The organism is Pseudomonas sp. P110(2024) (assembly GCF_057480795.1).
Genome location: NZ_JBLIYT010000019.1, coordinates 38294 through 53689, shown reverse-complemented (window position 1 = coordinate 53689; position 15396 = coordinate 38294). Strand labels below are relative to the sequence as shown.

Sequence of the window (15396 nt, the reverse complement as noted above, 5' to 3'; positions counted from 1 at the left end):
ACGATGAGCATGATGGACTGGGACGCCTACCGTAAGCAGTTGATGGCCGGCATCGGCGATCTCAAGCAACTCTCTCCCGATACCGTGGCCGGCTACATGACCGCCAGCGGCGCCGGGGCCAAGACCAACCACCTGGACGCCAAGACCCGCGAGCTGATCTCCCTGGCCGTGGCGGTCACCACGCGCTGCGACGGCTGCATCGCCGTGCATTCGCAACAGGCGGTCAAGCACGGCGCCACCCGCGAAGAGATTGCCGAGGCCCTGGGCGTGGCGGTGGCGATGAATGCCGGCGCCGCGCTGGTCTACTCGGCCAGGGCGCTAGACGCCGTGGGCAAGGCCGACGCCTGAGCAGGTTGCGGCGTGGGCGCCCTTGCGCGCGGGCGCCGCGACACCCAGACTTGGCGCCTCAGCCCGTGCAGGAACCACCATGATCCAGATCCGCCCCATGACCCCGGAAGACTTCGAGCGCTTCTGGCCGACCTTCCAGGCCATCGTCCAGGCCCGCCAGACCTACGCCTTCGACCCCGCCCTGGATTTCGACCAGGCGCGCCGGCTGTGGCTGGAAACCCCGCTGCGCACACTGGTGGCCGATGAAGACGGCGTGCTGCTTGGCTCCTACTTCCTCAAGGCCAATGCCGCCGGCCCCGGGGGACATGTCGGCAACTGCGGCTACATGGTCTGCGAACAGGCACGCGGCCGGGGCGTGGCCAGGCTGATGTGCGAGCACTCGCAGAAGCTGGCGCGCCAGGAGGGCTTCCTGGCCCTGCAATTCAACTCGGTGGTAGCGAGCAACGAGGTGGCCGTGGCGCTTTGGCACAAGCTCGGTTTCGAGACCGTCGGGCGACTGCCCAAGGCATACCGCCATGCCGAATTGGGCCTGGTGGACTGCCTGGTGATGTACAAGTGGCTGGCCGATGAGCCGGTCGTGGAAAAACCGGCGCTGCTGATCGGGCGCAAGAACATCGAGGCGCGGGTGTCGCGCCGACGCGGGCGATAAGAGGCAGCTGAATCCATCGCGGGCCTGCCCCGCGACGGAATCAGCGCAGGCTCAACCGATCAGAACGCCAACCCCACCTTCACCCCAAACTCGTCGCGCTTGAGCTTGGTGTTGTCGGCCACCGGTGTATCCTCGTCCAGCTTGTATTCGGTACGGGTGTAGTACGCCCCCACCTGCACCGGCATGCCGCCCTGCTGGTTCATCAGCAGCGTGACCTCCGCATACGGATTGGTGCGGTCCTTCATGTCGACGCTGTCGCTGCCGAAATCATCGACTTTGAGCCGCGCGCGGCCATCAATGGTGTGGCGCGCGCCCACCTCCACGCGCAGGGTCGACGCGTCGAACTGGTGGTTGTAGCCCAGCGCTGCCTTGGCGAACGGCGACTTGTAGGTCAGCCGTGTATCAAGATCGTTGATCTCGGGCTCGAAGCGGGTCCAGCTGTACCCGCCGCCCACCGTCAGGTCGACGAAGTTGCGCGCATCCAGTGCGGCGCGCCAGCCCAGGTCGAGGTCGGCCTGGGCTTCCTTGAGCTTGTTGTCGTTCTTCTTGCCATACTTGGCCTCGGCACCGATCTGGTAGATGAACCCGGATTCGGCGGTCATCTTGTTGCCGAACGTGGCGAACACACCGCCCTGGCCCATGTGTTCCTTGTCCGATTCGCTTCCTCCCTCGAACTTGAACTTGTCGTAGGACCCCAGCAAGCCGAGGGTGAACAGCGGGTCGGTACTCGGTGCCGCCGTGGCAGCCAGAGGGGCACCGAGCAGGGCAAGCAGGCAGGCGTGGCGCAGCAGGTTACGGGTAAACATTCGCAAAAGTCTCCATGACGTGAATGAATGGCGAACGACCGGTTCGAGACAACGGGCTTGGCAAAAGTTCGAAAAAATTTGGCAAACCGCTCTAAACCGCCCTGTCCGTCACAGTTTCCCCACCCACTCGAACGATTGACTCACTGCCCGTTCAATGGTCAGATGCGCGCCAGTTTCAGGTGTCCTGCGCCGCCGTGCGCAGGGTGAAACGGGAAGCCGGTGCGTCGTTGTCACGACAAGTCCGGCGCTGCCCCCGCAACGGTAAGCGAGTGAATCCTTCGACAGACCACTGTGCGCACGCATGGGAAGGTGAAGGCTTCATGCCCCTCGCAAGCCCGGAGACCGGCCTGAGACGCTACTTGGCAACCCGCGGTGGGCGGGCGCAGGCCGGTATCCGCGTGCGCGCCTGCGTGCGCTTGACCGTTGCGTGTTTTCCACCGGGATCCATTTCTTCCTGCAGCAGTGGAACGACATGTCCCGAATCAACAAGCTTCACACCCTGGCGGCCTGCCTGGCCGTGTCCCTGCCGGCGCTGGCCGACGATCATGAAGTAACGCCCTTCACCCTGCCCTCCACGGCAATCACCGACACCCGCGAGCCACAGGCCATCGACCTGGCCACCCCGTCCCCGACCGGTTCGCGCCTGAACCTCAGCGCCCTGGACACCCCGGCCAGCACCAGCAGCCTGACCGAGGCGCAGATCCAGCAGCGCAACAACCTCACCGTGCAGGACGCCGTGACCCGCTCGCCGGGCCTTACCTTCATCGGCACGCCGGGCGACGGCGGCACCGGCCTGTCGGCCCGCGGCTTCACCGGGCAGAGTTCGGTGATGACCCTGTTCGACGGCTCGCGCCTGTACGCCGGTGCCGGCACCCTGACCTTCCCGGTCGATCCGTGGATGGTCGAGCGGATCGACGTGATCCGCGGCCCCGCCTCGGTGCTGTACGGCGAAGGCGCCACCGGCGCGGTGGTCAACGTGGTGCCGAAGCAGCCGTTCGCTGGCGAGATCCGCAACCATCTGCGTCTGGGCTACGGCTCCTGGGACCGCCAGCAGCTGGGCCTGGACAGCGGCGGCAGCCTGAGCGAGCGCCTGAGCTACCGCGTGACCCTCAACCAGCAGGCCAGCAACGGCTGGGTCGACCGCACCGACTCGCGCAGCCTGGCCCTGAGCGCCGCCCTGCGCTTCGATGCCAGCGACGACCTGAGTTTTACCCTCGCCCACGAACGCGGCGATGCGCAACCGGCCAACTACTACGGCACCCCGCTGATCGATGGGCACCTGCGCAGCAGCGTGCGGCGCAAGAACTACAACGTCAGCAACGACGAGCAGCGCTACCACGACGAGTGGACGCGCCTGACCACCGACTGGCCCCTCAGCGACCGCGTCAGTGCCAGCAACCAGCTGTACTACATCAAGAGCCGCCGCCAGTGGCGCAATGCCGAGTCCTACACCTGGGACGCCGCCAACGGCGTGATCCAGCGCGGCAGCTTCCTCGAGATTCGCCATAACCAGGAGCAGCTCGGCGATCGCCAGAGCTTCACCTTCGACCATGGCCTGTTCGGCCTGGACAGCAAAACCGTGGTCGGCGCCGAGTACAACCGCATCCGCTTCAACGTCGACAGCAACTCGCCCTACCGCGATGGCGGCAGCGACCCGCTCGACCCGTGGCATCCGGCTCCGGGCGGCTTCCATAGCCTCAGCCCAACCCGCGCACAAACGCTGTCCAAGGTCGACACCTTCGCCCTGTTCGCCGAAAACCGCACCCAGCTGACCGACCGCCTCGCACTGGTCACCGGCATTCGCCGCGACCAGAATCACATCGACCGCGACGACCTGGCCAACAACAGCCGCAGCGACCGCAGCCTGCAGGGCGGCAACTGGCGCGCCGGCCTGGTGTTCGCTGTCACCGACGACCTGTCGCTGTATGGGCAGTTTTCGACCAGCGAGGACGGCGTCGGCGACCTGCTCACCCAGCGCCCGGACAAGCGCCTGGAACTGACCGAAGCGAAGCAGGCCGAGGTAGGCCTCAAGCAACGTTTCTGGGATACCCGTGGCGAGTGGACGCTGGCGGCCTATCACATCGTCAAGAAGAAGCTGCCGGTGTACAACCCGCTCACCCACGACAGCCAGCAGGCCGGCCAGCAGACCTCCGACGGCCTGGAGGCCAGCCTGGAACTGGCGCTGGGCAACCAGTGGCAGCTCTCGGCCAATGCCGCTTTGGTGCGGGCCAAGTACGATGATTTTCTCGAGGAAGGCGACAACGGCACGGTCCACGACCGCGCCGGCAACCGTCCGCAGGACGTGCCGCGACGCACCGCCAACCTGTGGCTGAGCAAAGGTTTCGGCCAGACCGTGGATGCCGGCATCGGCCTGCGCTACGTGGATGAGCGCTGCGCCAGCGCGGCCAACGACCAGCGCGTGCCGGGCTATACCGTGGTCGATGCCAACCTGGGCTGGCAGGTGCTGCCCGACGTGCGCCTGGGCCTGCAGTTGAACAACCTGTTCGACCGCCAGTACGCCCAGTCCAGCTACAGCGGCGAGCAATGGCTGCTGGGCACGCCGCGCTCGTATTTCGCCACGGTCGACTACCGCTTCTGAGGCGGACTCCAGCGTTCGTCGCACGGTGCTTGATCAGCACCGTGCCACCTGCTCGACTAGGGCCTACGCCTTCATCACAAGCAGCGTGCCATGACCGACATCCCGCCGATCCCCACCCCACCCGTGCACGCCCTGGATCAGCCGCGCACCTTGCTGTTCCTCGCCTACCCGCAGATGGGCCTGCTCGACCTCACCGGCGCGCAGACGGTCTTCTGGGCCGCGACCAAGGCCCGCGCCGCCCGCGGCCTGCCAGGTTACCGCCTGGTCACCGCCAGCCTCGAGGGCGGCCTGGTGCCGACCGCCGAGGGCCTGGCGGTAGGTACCGAGCCACTGGCGCCCTGGTTGCGCGAACCCTTCGACACCCTGGTGGTGCCCGGCGCGCCGGAGATCGTCCGCACCCTCCCCGATCATGCCGAGCTGGTTGCCTGGCTGGCCCAGGCCGCCCAACGCGCCCGACGCACCGCCTCGGTGTGCAGCGGCACCTTCCTGCTGGCCGCCGCCGGGCTGCTCGACGGACGCCGGGCCGCCACTCACTGGGCGATGTGCGATGCGCTGCACCGGCGCTTCCCGGCCATCGAAGTGGACGCCGAGTCGATCTTCGTGCAACAGGACCAAGTGTGGACCTCGGCCGGGGTCAGTGCCGGCATCGACCTGGCGCTGGCCCTGGTCGAGGCCGACTGTGGCCGCGAGGTGGCCATGCAGGTGGCCCGCGAGCTGGTGGTGTTCCTCAAGCGCCCCGGCGGCCAGGCGCAGTTCAGCGAACTGCTCAAGGCCCAGGGCGAGGACAGCGCCGCCTTCGAGGCCCTGCACCTGTGGCTCAACGAGCACCTGGGCGACCCGCGCCTGACGGTCGAGCGGCTGGCCGAGCAGGCCTGCGACGAGGTTGGCAACTTTGCCGTGATGTCCTGCCAGCACGCCATCCCCCTGGGCCGCTACGCCGGCAACAACGCCGCCGCCGAGCTGGTCGGCATGGCGCCGATGATCTACAGCCAGCCCAAGTATGTTACCTGCCTCGACCTCGGTGCCTGGGGCGCGGTGTACACCGAGGGTTGGGAGCGCACCGTCTCGCCACCGACGGACAAGGCCGAGGCCAAGCAGCTCAAGCAGCAGATCAACTCGGTGTGGATCTATCCGCCGGCCGCGGATCGGGCGACGGCGCTGGCGGCGGCCGATCCACTGATTCCAGTGGCCTGACAGCCCCCCTGTTGCCTCGGCGGGTGCCGACGATGATGCCCTGCCCGCGCAACTGGCGCAGCAGCTCCAGGCCCGCCTGCTGGTGCTGCTCGCCCAACGCGCGCAGGCGCTCGCGCCCGCTGCCCGGCAGGCCCACCAACAATTGCCAGGCCAGCGGCGCCAGGCGGGCGAAACGCACCTGCAGGTCGGCGTCGCGGTACACCAGCAACAGGGTGGGTTGCGCTGGCGCCTCGCCTGGCTGGTACTCCGGGCCGATGCGTTCCACCGGCCAACGGTAGGCCAGCACCCGCGCCACGCACGACAACAGTGGCTCGCCGTCGAGCAGGTCGCCGTCCGGGTCGTGCGGCGGGTCCTCGGCGTCGCTCAGGTACAGCTGCGCCTCGATCCATTCATAGTGCGCCAGTTCCAGCTGCCAAGGGGCATCGGGCTCGATGCCCTGCAGGTAGTCGATGAACGCCTCGGCAACCTCGGTGAACAGCGGTGTCTGACTGCGGTAATGGGCGTAGAAATCGCGCACGCGCGCATGCCAGCGCTGATCGCCCAAGGTACGGCGCAGCACTGGGAAGCTGCCGGCCAGCAGTCCTTCGATGGCGCCATGGAACAGCTCGCGATAGACCTTCAGACGCCGTGCCTCGATGCCGGGCGGCGGCGGATTGGCGGCCGGGTCGCGCAGGTGGCGCGCCAAGGTGAATTGCTGGGTGCGCAGGGTCTCAGTCATGGCCGGGCACTCCGTGGGCATATTGCAGGCTGCGGATACGCGCCGTCTCGGCCAGCAGCTCGGTCAGCGGCGGGTAGTTGAAATCGCGCTCGAGCACGGTGGGCTGCGCCCCGAAACGCCGGCAGGCGTCGGCGAACAGCGCCCAGACGTCCTCCTTGACCGGCGCGCCGTGGGTGTCGACCTTCAGGTCCGGGGCCTCATCGTAATGACCGGCCACATGCATGCCCACCACCCGCTCTTGGGGTATGCCGGCGAGGAAGGCGCGGGCGTCGTAGCGATGGTTGCAGGCATTGACGAAAACGTTGTTCACGTCCAGCAGCAGGTCGCAGTCGGCCTCGTCGAGCACGGCGCGGACGAAGTCCAGCTCGGGCATCGCCTGGTACGGCGCGGCGTAGTAGCTGATGTTCTCCACCGCGATGCGCCGACCAAGCATGTCCTGGGCCTGGCGGATGCGTGCGGACACATGGTGGACGGCCTCTTCGGTGAACGGGATCGGCATCAGGTCGTAGAGGTGGCCATCGTCGCTGCAGTAGCTCAGGTGCTCGCTGTACATCCGTACCTGGTGGTGGTCGAGGAACTGTCGGGTGCGCTCGAGAAAGCCGCGATCCAGCGGCGCGGTGCCGCCCAGTGACAGCGACAGGCCGTGGCAGGTGATGGGAAAACGCTCGGCCAGGCGCGCCAGGCCCTGGCCGAAGGCGCCGCCAACGCCGATCCAGTTTTCCGGGGCGCACTCTAGGAAGTCCACCGCGCCCGCCTCCATCGTCAGCAAGTCGGGCAGCAGGCCACGGCGCAGGCCGAGGCCGGTGTGCAATTTGGGTTGGGGCATGATTGCAGGCGCTCTGGGGCGTTGAACGGCAGCGCGGGGCCAGCCCGCTCCCACACATGACATCGTGGAAGCGGGCTGGCCCCGCGAGGCACTTCAGGACTGGCCGGTCAGATGGCTGAACAGCCCGTCGGGCATGGCCTTGCCGTTGGCCTTGTAGATCGCCGCCAGGTGATCGTGGGCCTCCTGCTCGGAGATGAAGCCGTCGTGATTGCGGTCGATCTTGTCGAAGTCTGCCGCCCTGTCCTTGGCCACGGCCAGGAACTCCTCGCGGGAGACCTTGCCGTCGCGGTTGCTGTCAGTGCGGGCGAACGAGGCGTCGCCACACTTGCCCTCACCGCACTTGCCCTCGGCTCCGGCCTTGGCGCTGGCGCCACACTTGCCTTCGCCGCACTTGCCCTCGCTCTGCGTGGCCTTGCCACCGGCACCGCACTTGCCTTCACCGCACTTGCCTTCGCCCGGGGTCTTGGCCGAGGCCAGCTGGTAGCCTTGGGCCAGGGGTTCTACGGCGAAGGCACTGTTGCCCAGAACCATGCCGCCTAGCAAGGTGGCGCCGAGCAGGCCGAGGGTTTGACGGGTCGTTTTCATGGTGTCGCTCCACTGTGGTTGGAAAGTGGAGCCATTGAGCCGCAGCGGTGTGTCGCTGATGTATCGAGGCAGGCGATATTTTGTATGCCAATGGGTCGCGGCGAAGCGCAGATACACAGTGATACATGAACGGCCCTCTGGTTGCGCAGAGGGCCGTGACAGAGCGGTCAGTCCTCCAGCGGCTTGGGCGGCGCTGCAGGTTTGGCGGGCTTGGCCTTGGCATCCTTGGTCTTGCTGTCCTTGGCCTTGGGCTCGGCAGGTGCGGCTGCGACGGGTTCGGGAGCGGTGACCGCCTTCTCGCTGGCCGGCAGCTCGTCGACCGCCTTGAAGATCACCTGCGGGTCGAGCTTCTCGCCGCTGTCGTCGTCCTTGAGCATGTGGCGCTCGCCGTCCTTGCCCACCAGGATCACCTTGGTGCCCTTGCTCGCGCCCAGCTTGAGCTCACGGATCAGGGCCATAGTGGTCTGCTGCTCGAGGTTCTTGTCCTCGCGCTTGCCCATCATGTTGGCGACGCTGTACAGCACCAGGCTGCGCTCCTTGAATCCGGCCTGGGTGTCGGAGTCTTTCAACGCCTCTTCCAGGCCGCGCAGGGTCGGGTCGGCCGAACTCGGGGCAATGACCACCAGTGGCCGTGCCTTGCCCAGTTCCTTGGCCAACGGTGCATCGCTGTCTGCGGCAAACAGCGGGCTAGCCAAGGCGAACAGGGTAGCGAGGGTCAGTGACCGAACGAGCATGCGCATCTCCTTGTTTTCTCTATAAACCTAAAGACTGCGGATCAGGGAGAAAGATCCGGCGTGGAGCCTAAACCAACTGGCCAGGCGCCTGCTCGCGGCAAAAGTAACCGGGCATGTCCCACACCTGACCAGAGCATAGTCCAAGGATACTGCGCGCACTCAGGGCCGTGCCGTGGCGTTGCCCATCTCGCCGGCTTCCAGCGCCAAGCGCGAGCGATGATGGCGTCCTGGAACGTTTCGTGCCCGGTTACTGATGGCGCGCGAAGCACTTGCGGCTCGTTGTTGTCCATGACTCGTCTCTGCTGAAATTAGAGACACGAGCGCATGAACTTCGGTGCATCCTCGATAGATAGCACCCGCCCCGACCTGTTCAGAAGTCGAAGGCGAGTTGATCCAGGTGCCCCAGGTCGATCGTGTGCCCCAGCACGAATGGCAGGATGGCATCCGCCACGGGTTGCAGCTGTCGGGCGACATAGTGCTCGTAATCGACCGACGATTGCAGAATCTCCAGGGGCTCTGGCCCCGAGGTGGTGATGATGTAGCTGATCCAGCCGCCGTTCTGGTACTGAGTGGGGCGCCCCACCCGTCGATTATGCTCGTCGGCCAGGCGCGCCGCGCGCACATGCGGCGGCACATTGCGCTGGTAGTCAGCCAACGGGCGACGCAGGCGCTTGCGGTAGACCAGCAATTCATCCTGCTCGCCCGCCAGGGTACGGCGCACGTATGCCTGCAGGTAGTCGCGGTAAGGCTGGCCACGGAACACCCGGCCATAGAGTTCCTGCTGGAACTGCCTGGCCAGCGGCGACCAGTCGGTGCGCACCGACTCCAGCCCCTTGAAGACCATTTCGTCCTGGCCGTCGCTGCGCCGTACCATGCCGGCGTAGCGCTTTTTGCTGCCTTCGTCGGTGCCTCGGATGGTCGGCATCAGGAAGCGTCGGTAGTGGGTTTCGAACTGCAGCTCCAGCGCGCTCTCAAGGCCCATGGAATGACGCAGGTTCTCGCGCCACCACTGGTTGACCTGCGCCACCAGCGCCTGGCCGATACTTGCGGCAGCCGCTTCGTCGTGGGCCCCCTTGAGCCAGACAAAGGTGGAGTCGGTGTCGCCGTAGATCACGTCATAGCCCCGCGCCTCGATCAGCGCCCGGGTCTGACGCATGATCTGGTGCCCGCGCATCGTGATCGACGAGGCCAGGCGTGGGTCGAAGAAGCGGCAGCCACTGGAGCCGAGCACGCCGTAGAAGGCGTTCATGATGATCTTCAGTGCCTGCGAAAGCGGGGCGTTGCCCGCGCGCTTGGCCGCCTCGCGCCCCTGCCAGACACGCTCGACGATGGCCGGCAGGCAATGCTGGCGGCGCGAGAAACGGCCACCGCGAAAGCCCTCCACCGAGTGCGCGTCGTCCGGCTGGCGCAAGCCCTCGACCAGCCCCACCGGGTCGATGAGGAAGGTGCGGATGATCGAGGGGTACAGGCTCTTGTAGTCGAGCACCAGCACCGAATCGTACAGCCCGGGCCGCGACTCCATGACGAAACCGCCCGGGCTGGCCTCGCCCTCGCCACCGACGAGGTTCGGCGCGACATAGCCCAGGCGGTGCATGTGCGGGATGTACAGGTGGCAGAACGCGGCCACCGATCCGCCGCTGCGGTCCACGGCCAGTCCGGTGACCGAGGCGCGTTCGAGGAGAAACTCCAGCAAGTGGGTATGGGCGAAGATCCGCGTCACCAGCTCACAGTCCTTGAGGTTGTAGCGGGCCAGGGCCGGCTTGTCCTCGGCGAAGCGGCGGTTGATCTCGTCCATGCGCTGGTACGGCGTGTCGATGGCCTTGCCCTCGCCCAGCAACTGCTGCGCGACGCTCTCCAGGCTGAACGAGGGGAAGTTCCAGGTCGCCGAGCGCAAGGCCTCGATGCCGTCGATCAGCAGCCGGCCCGGCGCCTCGGCGAAGAAGTGGCTGCGGGCGCCGTGCTCGCGCAGGTGCATCGGCGCGCCGTCGCGGCCCAGGCACAGCGGCACGTTCAGGCGCTGGGCATGCTCGTGCAGCAGGCGCAGGTCGAACTGCACCAGGTTCCAACCGATGATCGCGTCGGGGTCGTGGCGGGCCAACCACTGGTTGAGGCAGACGATCAGTTCAGCGCGGTCGGCGCAATAGTGCAGGTCGAAGTCCAGCTCGCCCGCCTCGCCGTTGGCCGGGCCGAGCATATAGACCTGGCGCTGGCCGCAGCCTTCCAGGGCGATGCTGTACAGCTCGCCGCGTTCGCTGGTCTCGATATCCAGTGACACCAGGCGCAGCGGCGGGCGGTAGTCCGGGTCGGGCTTGAGCTGGGCATCGTGCAGCACGCCCTGGCTGTCGGGGCGACCATCGAAACGCACCGGGGCGGTGATGAAGCGCTCCATCAGGTAGCGTTCCGGCGGGCGGATGTCGGCTTCGAACACCTCGACACCGGCAGCGCGCAGGCGCTTTTCCAGGGCGATCAGCTGGCGGTGCTGGCGGCAGTACAGGCCCATCACCGGACGCAGGTCGAAGTCGCGCAACTGCAGGGGCTTGAGTTCGACGCCCTGTTCACCGGCCAGCAGCGCCCGGGCGTGGGCAGCCTGGGCGGTGGGAATGAAGGCCACCGAGGGCTGGGCGGCCAGGCGCAGGCGCCGTGGGCCCTGGTCGGTGGCCAGCCAGAACTCCACGCAGGTGCCTTCGGGCGTGTCATGCCAGTGGCGGGTCAAGACGAAGCCTTGTTGCAACGGCACTGCGGGGACCTCGGATCGCTACGTTCTCACATGGGCGGATTGTACCGTTCCTCTTGGCATAAAGGGGTGTTTCCAGGCCCCGCGATTGCGTCCGATCAGGCTAGCGTGCGCCCGCGACGAACCCGGCCCGCCGTCCGCTGACCACCAGCAGCCACGCCAGCGCCAGCAGCCCCAGCACCACGGCGCCAAACGACTCGACTCCGGCGCCGACCAGCAACAACCCGCCAATGATCCCGCCCAAGGCGATCGCGCTGTTCCACACCGTCACCAGCATCGACTGCGCCACATCGCCGCCCTCGCCCGCCGCATCGGCGCAGGCGGTCTGCAACAGGGTCGGCGCACCGCCGTAGGTCATCCCCCACAGCGCCACGCTGACATGCACCAGCCAGGCGGCGCCCTGGGCCTGCCCCAAGGCCAGCGTCGCCAGGGCGAAGCCGGCCAGGCACAACAACACCAGCCCACGCAGATGGCGGTCGACACCCTGGCCCACCAGCACGATGCCGCCCAGCGAGGCCAAGCCGAAGGTCATCAGCACCTGGCCCACCTCGGCCGTCATGCCCGCCGCCGCCAGCAGCGGCACGATGTAGGTGTAGAGGATGTTATGCCCGAGAATCCACGCCAGGATCACCAGCAACACCCGCGCCACGCCCGGGGTGCGCAACACCGTAAGCGCTGCGGGGCGCTTGCCGGCGGCTTGGCCGGGGAAGTCCGGCACCGCCCGCACCACCCAGACGGTCAGCAGCAACGCCGCGACCGTGACCACCACGAAGGCCGCGCGCCAGCCCAGCCAGGCGCCGAGCCAGGTGCCGATTGGCAGACCTAGCGACAGCGCAATGGGCTGGCCCAGCATCGCCACCGCCATGGCCCTGCCCTGCTGGGCCGGCGCCACCATGCGCCGCGCATGGCCGGCGATCAGGCCCCAGGCCAGGCCGGCGGCGGCGCCGGTAAGAAAGCGCAGACACAGGGTGAGGGTATTGTCCGGCGACACGGCAGTCAGCCCGTTGAACAGCACGAACCCGGCGATCGCCAGCAGCAGTGCGCGGCGACGCCACCAGCCCTGGGTCAGGGTCACCAATGGAATGGCGGTGAGCAGCGACCCCAGGGCATAGGCCGTGACCCATTGCCCGGCCATGGCCTGGCTGATCTGCATACCATCGGCGATCTGGTCGAGCAGGCCGGCCGGCAGGGTTTCGCTGAGGATGGCGATGAAGCCGGTCAGGGCCAGGGCCAGCAGCCCGCTCAGGGGCAGGCGCGTGGCGCTGGCAGGGGAAGCGGCGACACACGCCGCCGGGGAAGGTGAATGCATGGTTGTCTCCGGCTATCGATTTAGGCAGGCATGGTGCGCTGCTGAGGAATTGCGGAAAAAGCCGGGTACAATTCCACTCAGTCAGGACATCAGTGTCCGCAATCGGAGCGCAGCATGGACAGCCTCAGCGGCTTCATGGTCTTCAACCGGGTCGCCGAGACCCGCAGTTTCGTCGCCGCCGGCCAGTCGCTGGGGATCAGCGCCTCCGCCGTGGGCAAGCGCGTGGCACGGCTGGAGGAACGCCTGGGCGTGCGCCTGTTTCACCGCAGCACGCGCAGCATCACCCTGACCGCCGAGGGCACGCTGTTTCTGGAACGCAGCCGACGCATCCTTGCCGAGATCGAAGCCACCGAGCAGGAGCTGTCCCAGGCCAGCGGAGCGCCCCGCGGGCGCCTGCGGGTGAGCCTGCCGCAGGTGACTGGGTTGGTGATGCCGGCTTTGGCCGAGTTCATGGCGCGTTATCCCGACATCGAGCTCGACCTGGACTTCAGCGACCGCATGGTGGATATCGTCGGCGAGGGCTTCGACGTGGTGATGCGCGGTGGCCAGCCGCTGGATTCGCGCCTCAACGCCAAGTTCCTTGGGCACTTCCAGCATCGCCTGGTGGCGTCCCCCGCCTACCTGCGCGAACGCGGCACGCCGCAGCATCCCCGTGAGCTCACCGGGCACAGCTGCCTGCACTACCGCTTCCCCAGCAGCGGCAAGCTGGAAACCTGGCCGCTGCGCCGGGAACACCCCGAGCAGGACTACGCGATTCCCATCTCGATGGTCTGCAATCACGTCGAGACGCGCATCTGCTTCGCCCTCAACCATCGCGGCATCACCTGCCTGCCGGACTTCAGCGTGCGCAAGGAACTGGCGGCCGGCAGCCTGGTGAGCGTGCTCGACAGCTTCATGGAGCGACGTGGCAGCTTCTACCTGCTGTGGCCATCAGGACGGCAGATGCCGCCCAAGCTGAGGGTGTTCATCGACTTCATGCTCGAACGGGTACTGCCTGCCACCGACCTCAGCCGTACAGGTAGCTGATGTCCTTGTGCGACAGCGGCGGCACCTGCGCCACCAGGTAGTCGCGCAACTTGTGCATCTGGTGGGCCTTGGGGCTGGCCTTGAGCCAGGTCATGTAGTAGCCGTCGCCGGTGGCCACCGCATGGGGGAATGGCGTGACCAGGTTGCCCGCCGCCAGGTCGGCACTGGCCAGCACCAGGTCGACCACCGAGATGCCCAGCCCCTGCTGGGCAGCCGAGATGCCCTGGTCGAGGGTGTCGAACACCTGGCCCTGGTCGATGCTGACGTCCAGCGCGTCCATGCGCGCCAGCCAGCGTCGCCAGTCACGCCGGTCCGGCGAGGGGTGGAGGAACTCGCAGCTGGAGAGCACCGACAGCTCCGGCCGGGCCTGCTCGAGGTAGCTTGGGTGACACACCGGGATCAGCCATTCATCGAACAGCTTCAGGCTCTCCACATCCGCCGGGAAGCGTCCGTTGCCGAGCAGGATGGCGCAGTCATAGGGTTCGGAATAGAAGTCCACCGCGTCGATGTCCATCCATACGCTCGACAGTTGCACCGAACAGCTGTTGTCGACCCGCTTGAAGCCGTCCAGGGCCCTGAGCAGCCAGCGCACGGTGAGCGTGGACGGCGCCTTGAGGCGCACGCCGTAGCGATCCTGGCGCAACAGCGCGCAGGCGTTCTCGATGATCTTGAAACCGACCTTGAGTTCCTGGGCCAGCAGCCGACCGTGCTCGGTCAGGCGCAGCTTGGGGCCGCGACGCTCGAACAGGTCGCAGCCGAACAGGGCTTCGAGGGTCTTGATGTGGTGGCTGACCGCGCCCTGGGTCAGGGCCAATTCCTGGGCCGCGCGGGTGAAGGAGCCATAGCGCGACGCCACTTCGAAGGCGCGCAGGGCGTGCAAGGCTTGAATCCGTTCCGACATGGCGCCTTCCAGAGCATGAGTGAAGCTAATAGTAGGTCATAGAACCAGGCGTTTTACAACGCGGGATCCATCTCGGAAAATGCCGGTAAATAACAATTATATATAGCAAAGCTGCCGTTATATGTCGAAAACGTTCTATTAAACGAGAAACTCTATTAAATACTGCATACGGATATGCCTGGGGAAATCATGTTTACGGGTTATGGAAACTGCTACCGCCTGGATGCGCTGGAGCTCGCCGATGAACATGTCCAGAACCGTCACCACTGGACGTACAAGACCATAGAACACTTTAAGGAAACCCTCGCCAACCCTGACTTCCCGTGCCTGTTCGGGCGCAAGGCGGTCAATGCGCGCACGTGCCACATCGTCTTCGCCCGCGCCGAACGCCTGGCAGACGATATTGCCCAAGGCCTTGGCGACTACATCAGCACCATCGAGCCGATCCCGCTCAAGCAGCGCATCGGCAACCCGCTGCTGGTGTTCCTCGAGACGGCGCCCGGCACCACGCTGCAGGCACAGCAGGCACTGGCCTGGGACGTGCTGAATCAGGTCCATGCGCGCGACCCGCAGCCCTGGCCCGAAGAAGTACCGCAGGATCCGCACGACACGCGCTGGTCGTTCTGTTTCGCCGGCATGCCGCTGTTCATCAACATGAGCTTCCCCGCCCACCGGTTGATGAAAAGCCGCAACCTGGGCCGACACATTGCCTTCGTCATCAACCCGCGGGAGAGCTTCGACGAGGTCGCCAGCGCCAGCACTGAAAGCGGCCAGCGCATTCGCGCACGCATCCGCGAGCGGGTGCGCCACTACAACGACGGGGTGATGCCCGAGACCCTGGGCTTCTTCGGCCAGGACGACAACTTCGAATGGAAGCAGTACCAATTGCAGGAGCCCGGTTCGCCGAGCCCGGCGCGCTGCCCGTTCCATGCCCACGCAACCGCTGCAACCCTCACCGAGAGCTGAT

14 protein-coding genes and 1 riboswitch are annotated in these 15396 nt (G+C 66.6%); of the genes, 6 read left to right on the top strand and 8 right to left on the bottom strand.

Annotated features, from left to right (window positions below; all coding sequences use genetic code 11):
* Positions 1 to 3 precede the first annotated feature (3 nt).
* Both AC25ND_RS24740 and AC25ND_RS24735 read left to right on the top strand, forming a co-directional pair.
* On the top strand, positions 4 to 348 hold the full coding sequence (locus AC25ND_RS24740) for a carboxymuconolactone decarboxylase family protein (RefSeq protein ID WP_062359743.1): 345 nt from the start codon (positions 4 to 6) through the stop codon (positions 346 to 348).
* 79 nt (positions 349 to 427) lie between these two features.
* Positions 428 to 997, top strand: coding sequence for a GNAT family N-acetyltransferase (locus tag AC25ND_RS24735; RefSeq protein WP_028691803.1), 570 nt, complete (start codon positions 428 to 430; stop codon positions 995 to 997).
* Positions 998 to 1056: 59 nt separating this feature from the next.
* Here AC25ND_RS24735 and AC25ND_RS24730 read toward each other — a convergent pair whose 3' ends face one another.
* Positions 1057 to 1803, bottom strand: a complete 747-nt coding sequence (locus AC25ND_RS24730) for an outer membrane beta-barrel protein (protein ID WP_028691804.1) — start codon at positions 1801 to 1803, stop codon at positions 1057 to 1059.
* Between the two features lie 160 nt (positions 1804 to 1963).
* Positions 1964 to 2168, top strand: a riboswitch (cobalamin riboswitch).
* A gap of 107 nt (positions 2169 to 2275) precedes the next feature.
* Between AC25ND_RS24730 and AC25ND_RS24725 the strand changes: the two genes are divergently transcribed.
* Both AC25ND_RS24725 and AC25ND_RS24720 read left to right on the top strand, forming a co-directional pair.
* On the top strand, positions 2276 to 4402 hold the full coding sequence (locus tag AC25ND_RS24725; protein ID WP_486976635.1) for a TonB-dependent receptor: 2127 nt from the start codon (positions 2276 to 2278) through the stop codon (positions 4400 to 4402).
* 90 nt (positions 4403 to 4492) lie between these two features.
* Positions 4493 to 5596 carry a GlxA family transcriptional regulator gene (locus tag AC25ND_RS24720; protein ID WP_186596787.1) on the top strand — a complete coding sequence of 368 codons (1104 nt, stop codon included), beginning with the start codon at positions 4493 to 4495 and terminating at the stop codon, positions 5594 to 5596.
* Here the strand turns inward: AC25ND_RS24720 and AC25ND_RS24715 are convergent.
* From AC25ND_RS24715 to AC25ND_RS24690, 6 genes are all read right to left on the bottom strand, one after another.
* Complete coding sequence (locus tag AC25ND_RS24715; RefSeq protein ID WP_186596785.1) at positions 5514 to 6314, bottom strand: HvfC family RiPP maturation protein; 801 nt, start codon at positions 6312 to 6314, stop codon at positions 5514 to 5516. The genes AC25ND_RS24720 and AC25ND_RS24715 overlap by 83 nt on opposite strands.
* Entirely contained in the window at positions 6307 to 7140 is an 834-nt protein-coding gene (locus tag AC25ND_RS24710) for an HvfB family MNIO-type RiPP peptide maturase (protein WP_062359739.1), read from the bottom strand. Before AC25ND_RS24710 ends, AC25ND_RS24715 begins: the two co-directional genes overlap by 8 nt.
* Positions 7141 to 7233: 93 nt before the next feature.
* The gene (locus AC25ND_RS24705) at positions 7234 to 7725 is read right to left on the bottom strand and encodes an HvfA family oxazolone/thioamide-modified RiPP metallophore (RefSeq protein ID WP_062359738.1); all 492 of its coding nucleotides are present in this window, start codon (positions 7723 to 7725) and stop codon (positions 7234 to 7236) included.
* 167 nt (positions 7726 to 7892) lie between these two features.
* Positions 7893 to 8459 (bottom strand): DUF4174 domain-containing protein, encoded by a 567-nt coding sequence (locus AC25ND_RS24700; protein ID WP_186596783.1) that lies wholly within the window; start codon positions 8457 to 8459, stop codon positions 7893 to 7895.
* Between the two features lie 370 nt (positions 8460 to 8829).
* The gene (locus tag AC25ND_RS24695; RefSeq protein ID WP_182324728.1) at positions 8830 to 11196 is read right to left on the bottom strand and encodes a DNA polymerase II; all 2367 of its coding nucleotides are present in this window, start codon (positions 11194 to 11196) and stop codon (positions 8830 to 8832) included.
* A 100-nt stretch (positions 11197 to 11296) separates the two neighbouring features.
* Positions 11297 to 12502, bottom strand: coding sequence for an MFS transporter (locus tag AC25ND_RS24690; RefSeq protein WP_186596781.1), 1206 nt, complete (start codon positions 12500 to 12502; stop codon positions 11297 to 11299).
* 114 nt (positions 12503 to 12616) lie between these two features.
* On the opposite strand from AC25ND_RS24690, the gene AC25ND_RS24685 reads away from it, so the two are divergent.
* Positions 12617 to 13528, top strand: a complete 912-nt coding sequence (locus tag AC25ND_RS24685) for a LysR family transcriptional regulator (protein WP_028691811.1) — start codon at positions 12617 to 12619, stop codon at positions 13526 to 13528.
* Here the strand turns inward: AC25ND_RS24685 and AC25ND_RS24680 are convergent.
* Positions 13509 to 14429, bottom strand: a complete 921-nt coding sequence (locus tag AC25ND_RS24680; protein WP_062359734.1) for a LysR substrate-binding domain-containing protein — start codon at positions 14427 to 14429, stop codon at positions 13509 to 13511. The genes AC25ND_RS24685 and AC25ND_RS24680 overlap by 20 nt on opposite strands.
* A gap of 189 nt (positions 14430 to 14618) precedes the next feature.
* Between AC25ND_RS24680 and AC25ND_RS24675 the strand changes: the two genes are divergently transcribed.
* Positions 14619 to 15395, top strand: coding sequence for a YqcI/YcgG family protein (locus AC25ND_RS24675; RefSeq protein WP_062359764.1), 777 nt, complete (start codon positions 14619 to 14621; stop codon positions 15393 to 15395).
* The last annotated feature ends 1 nt before the right edge of the window (position 15396 follow it).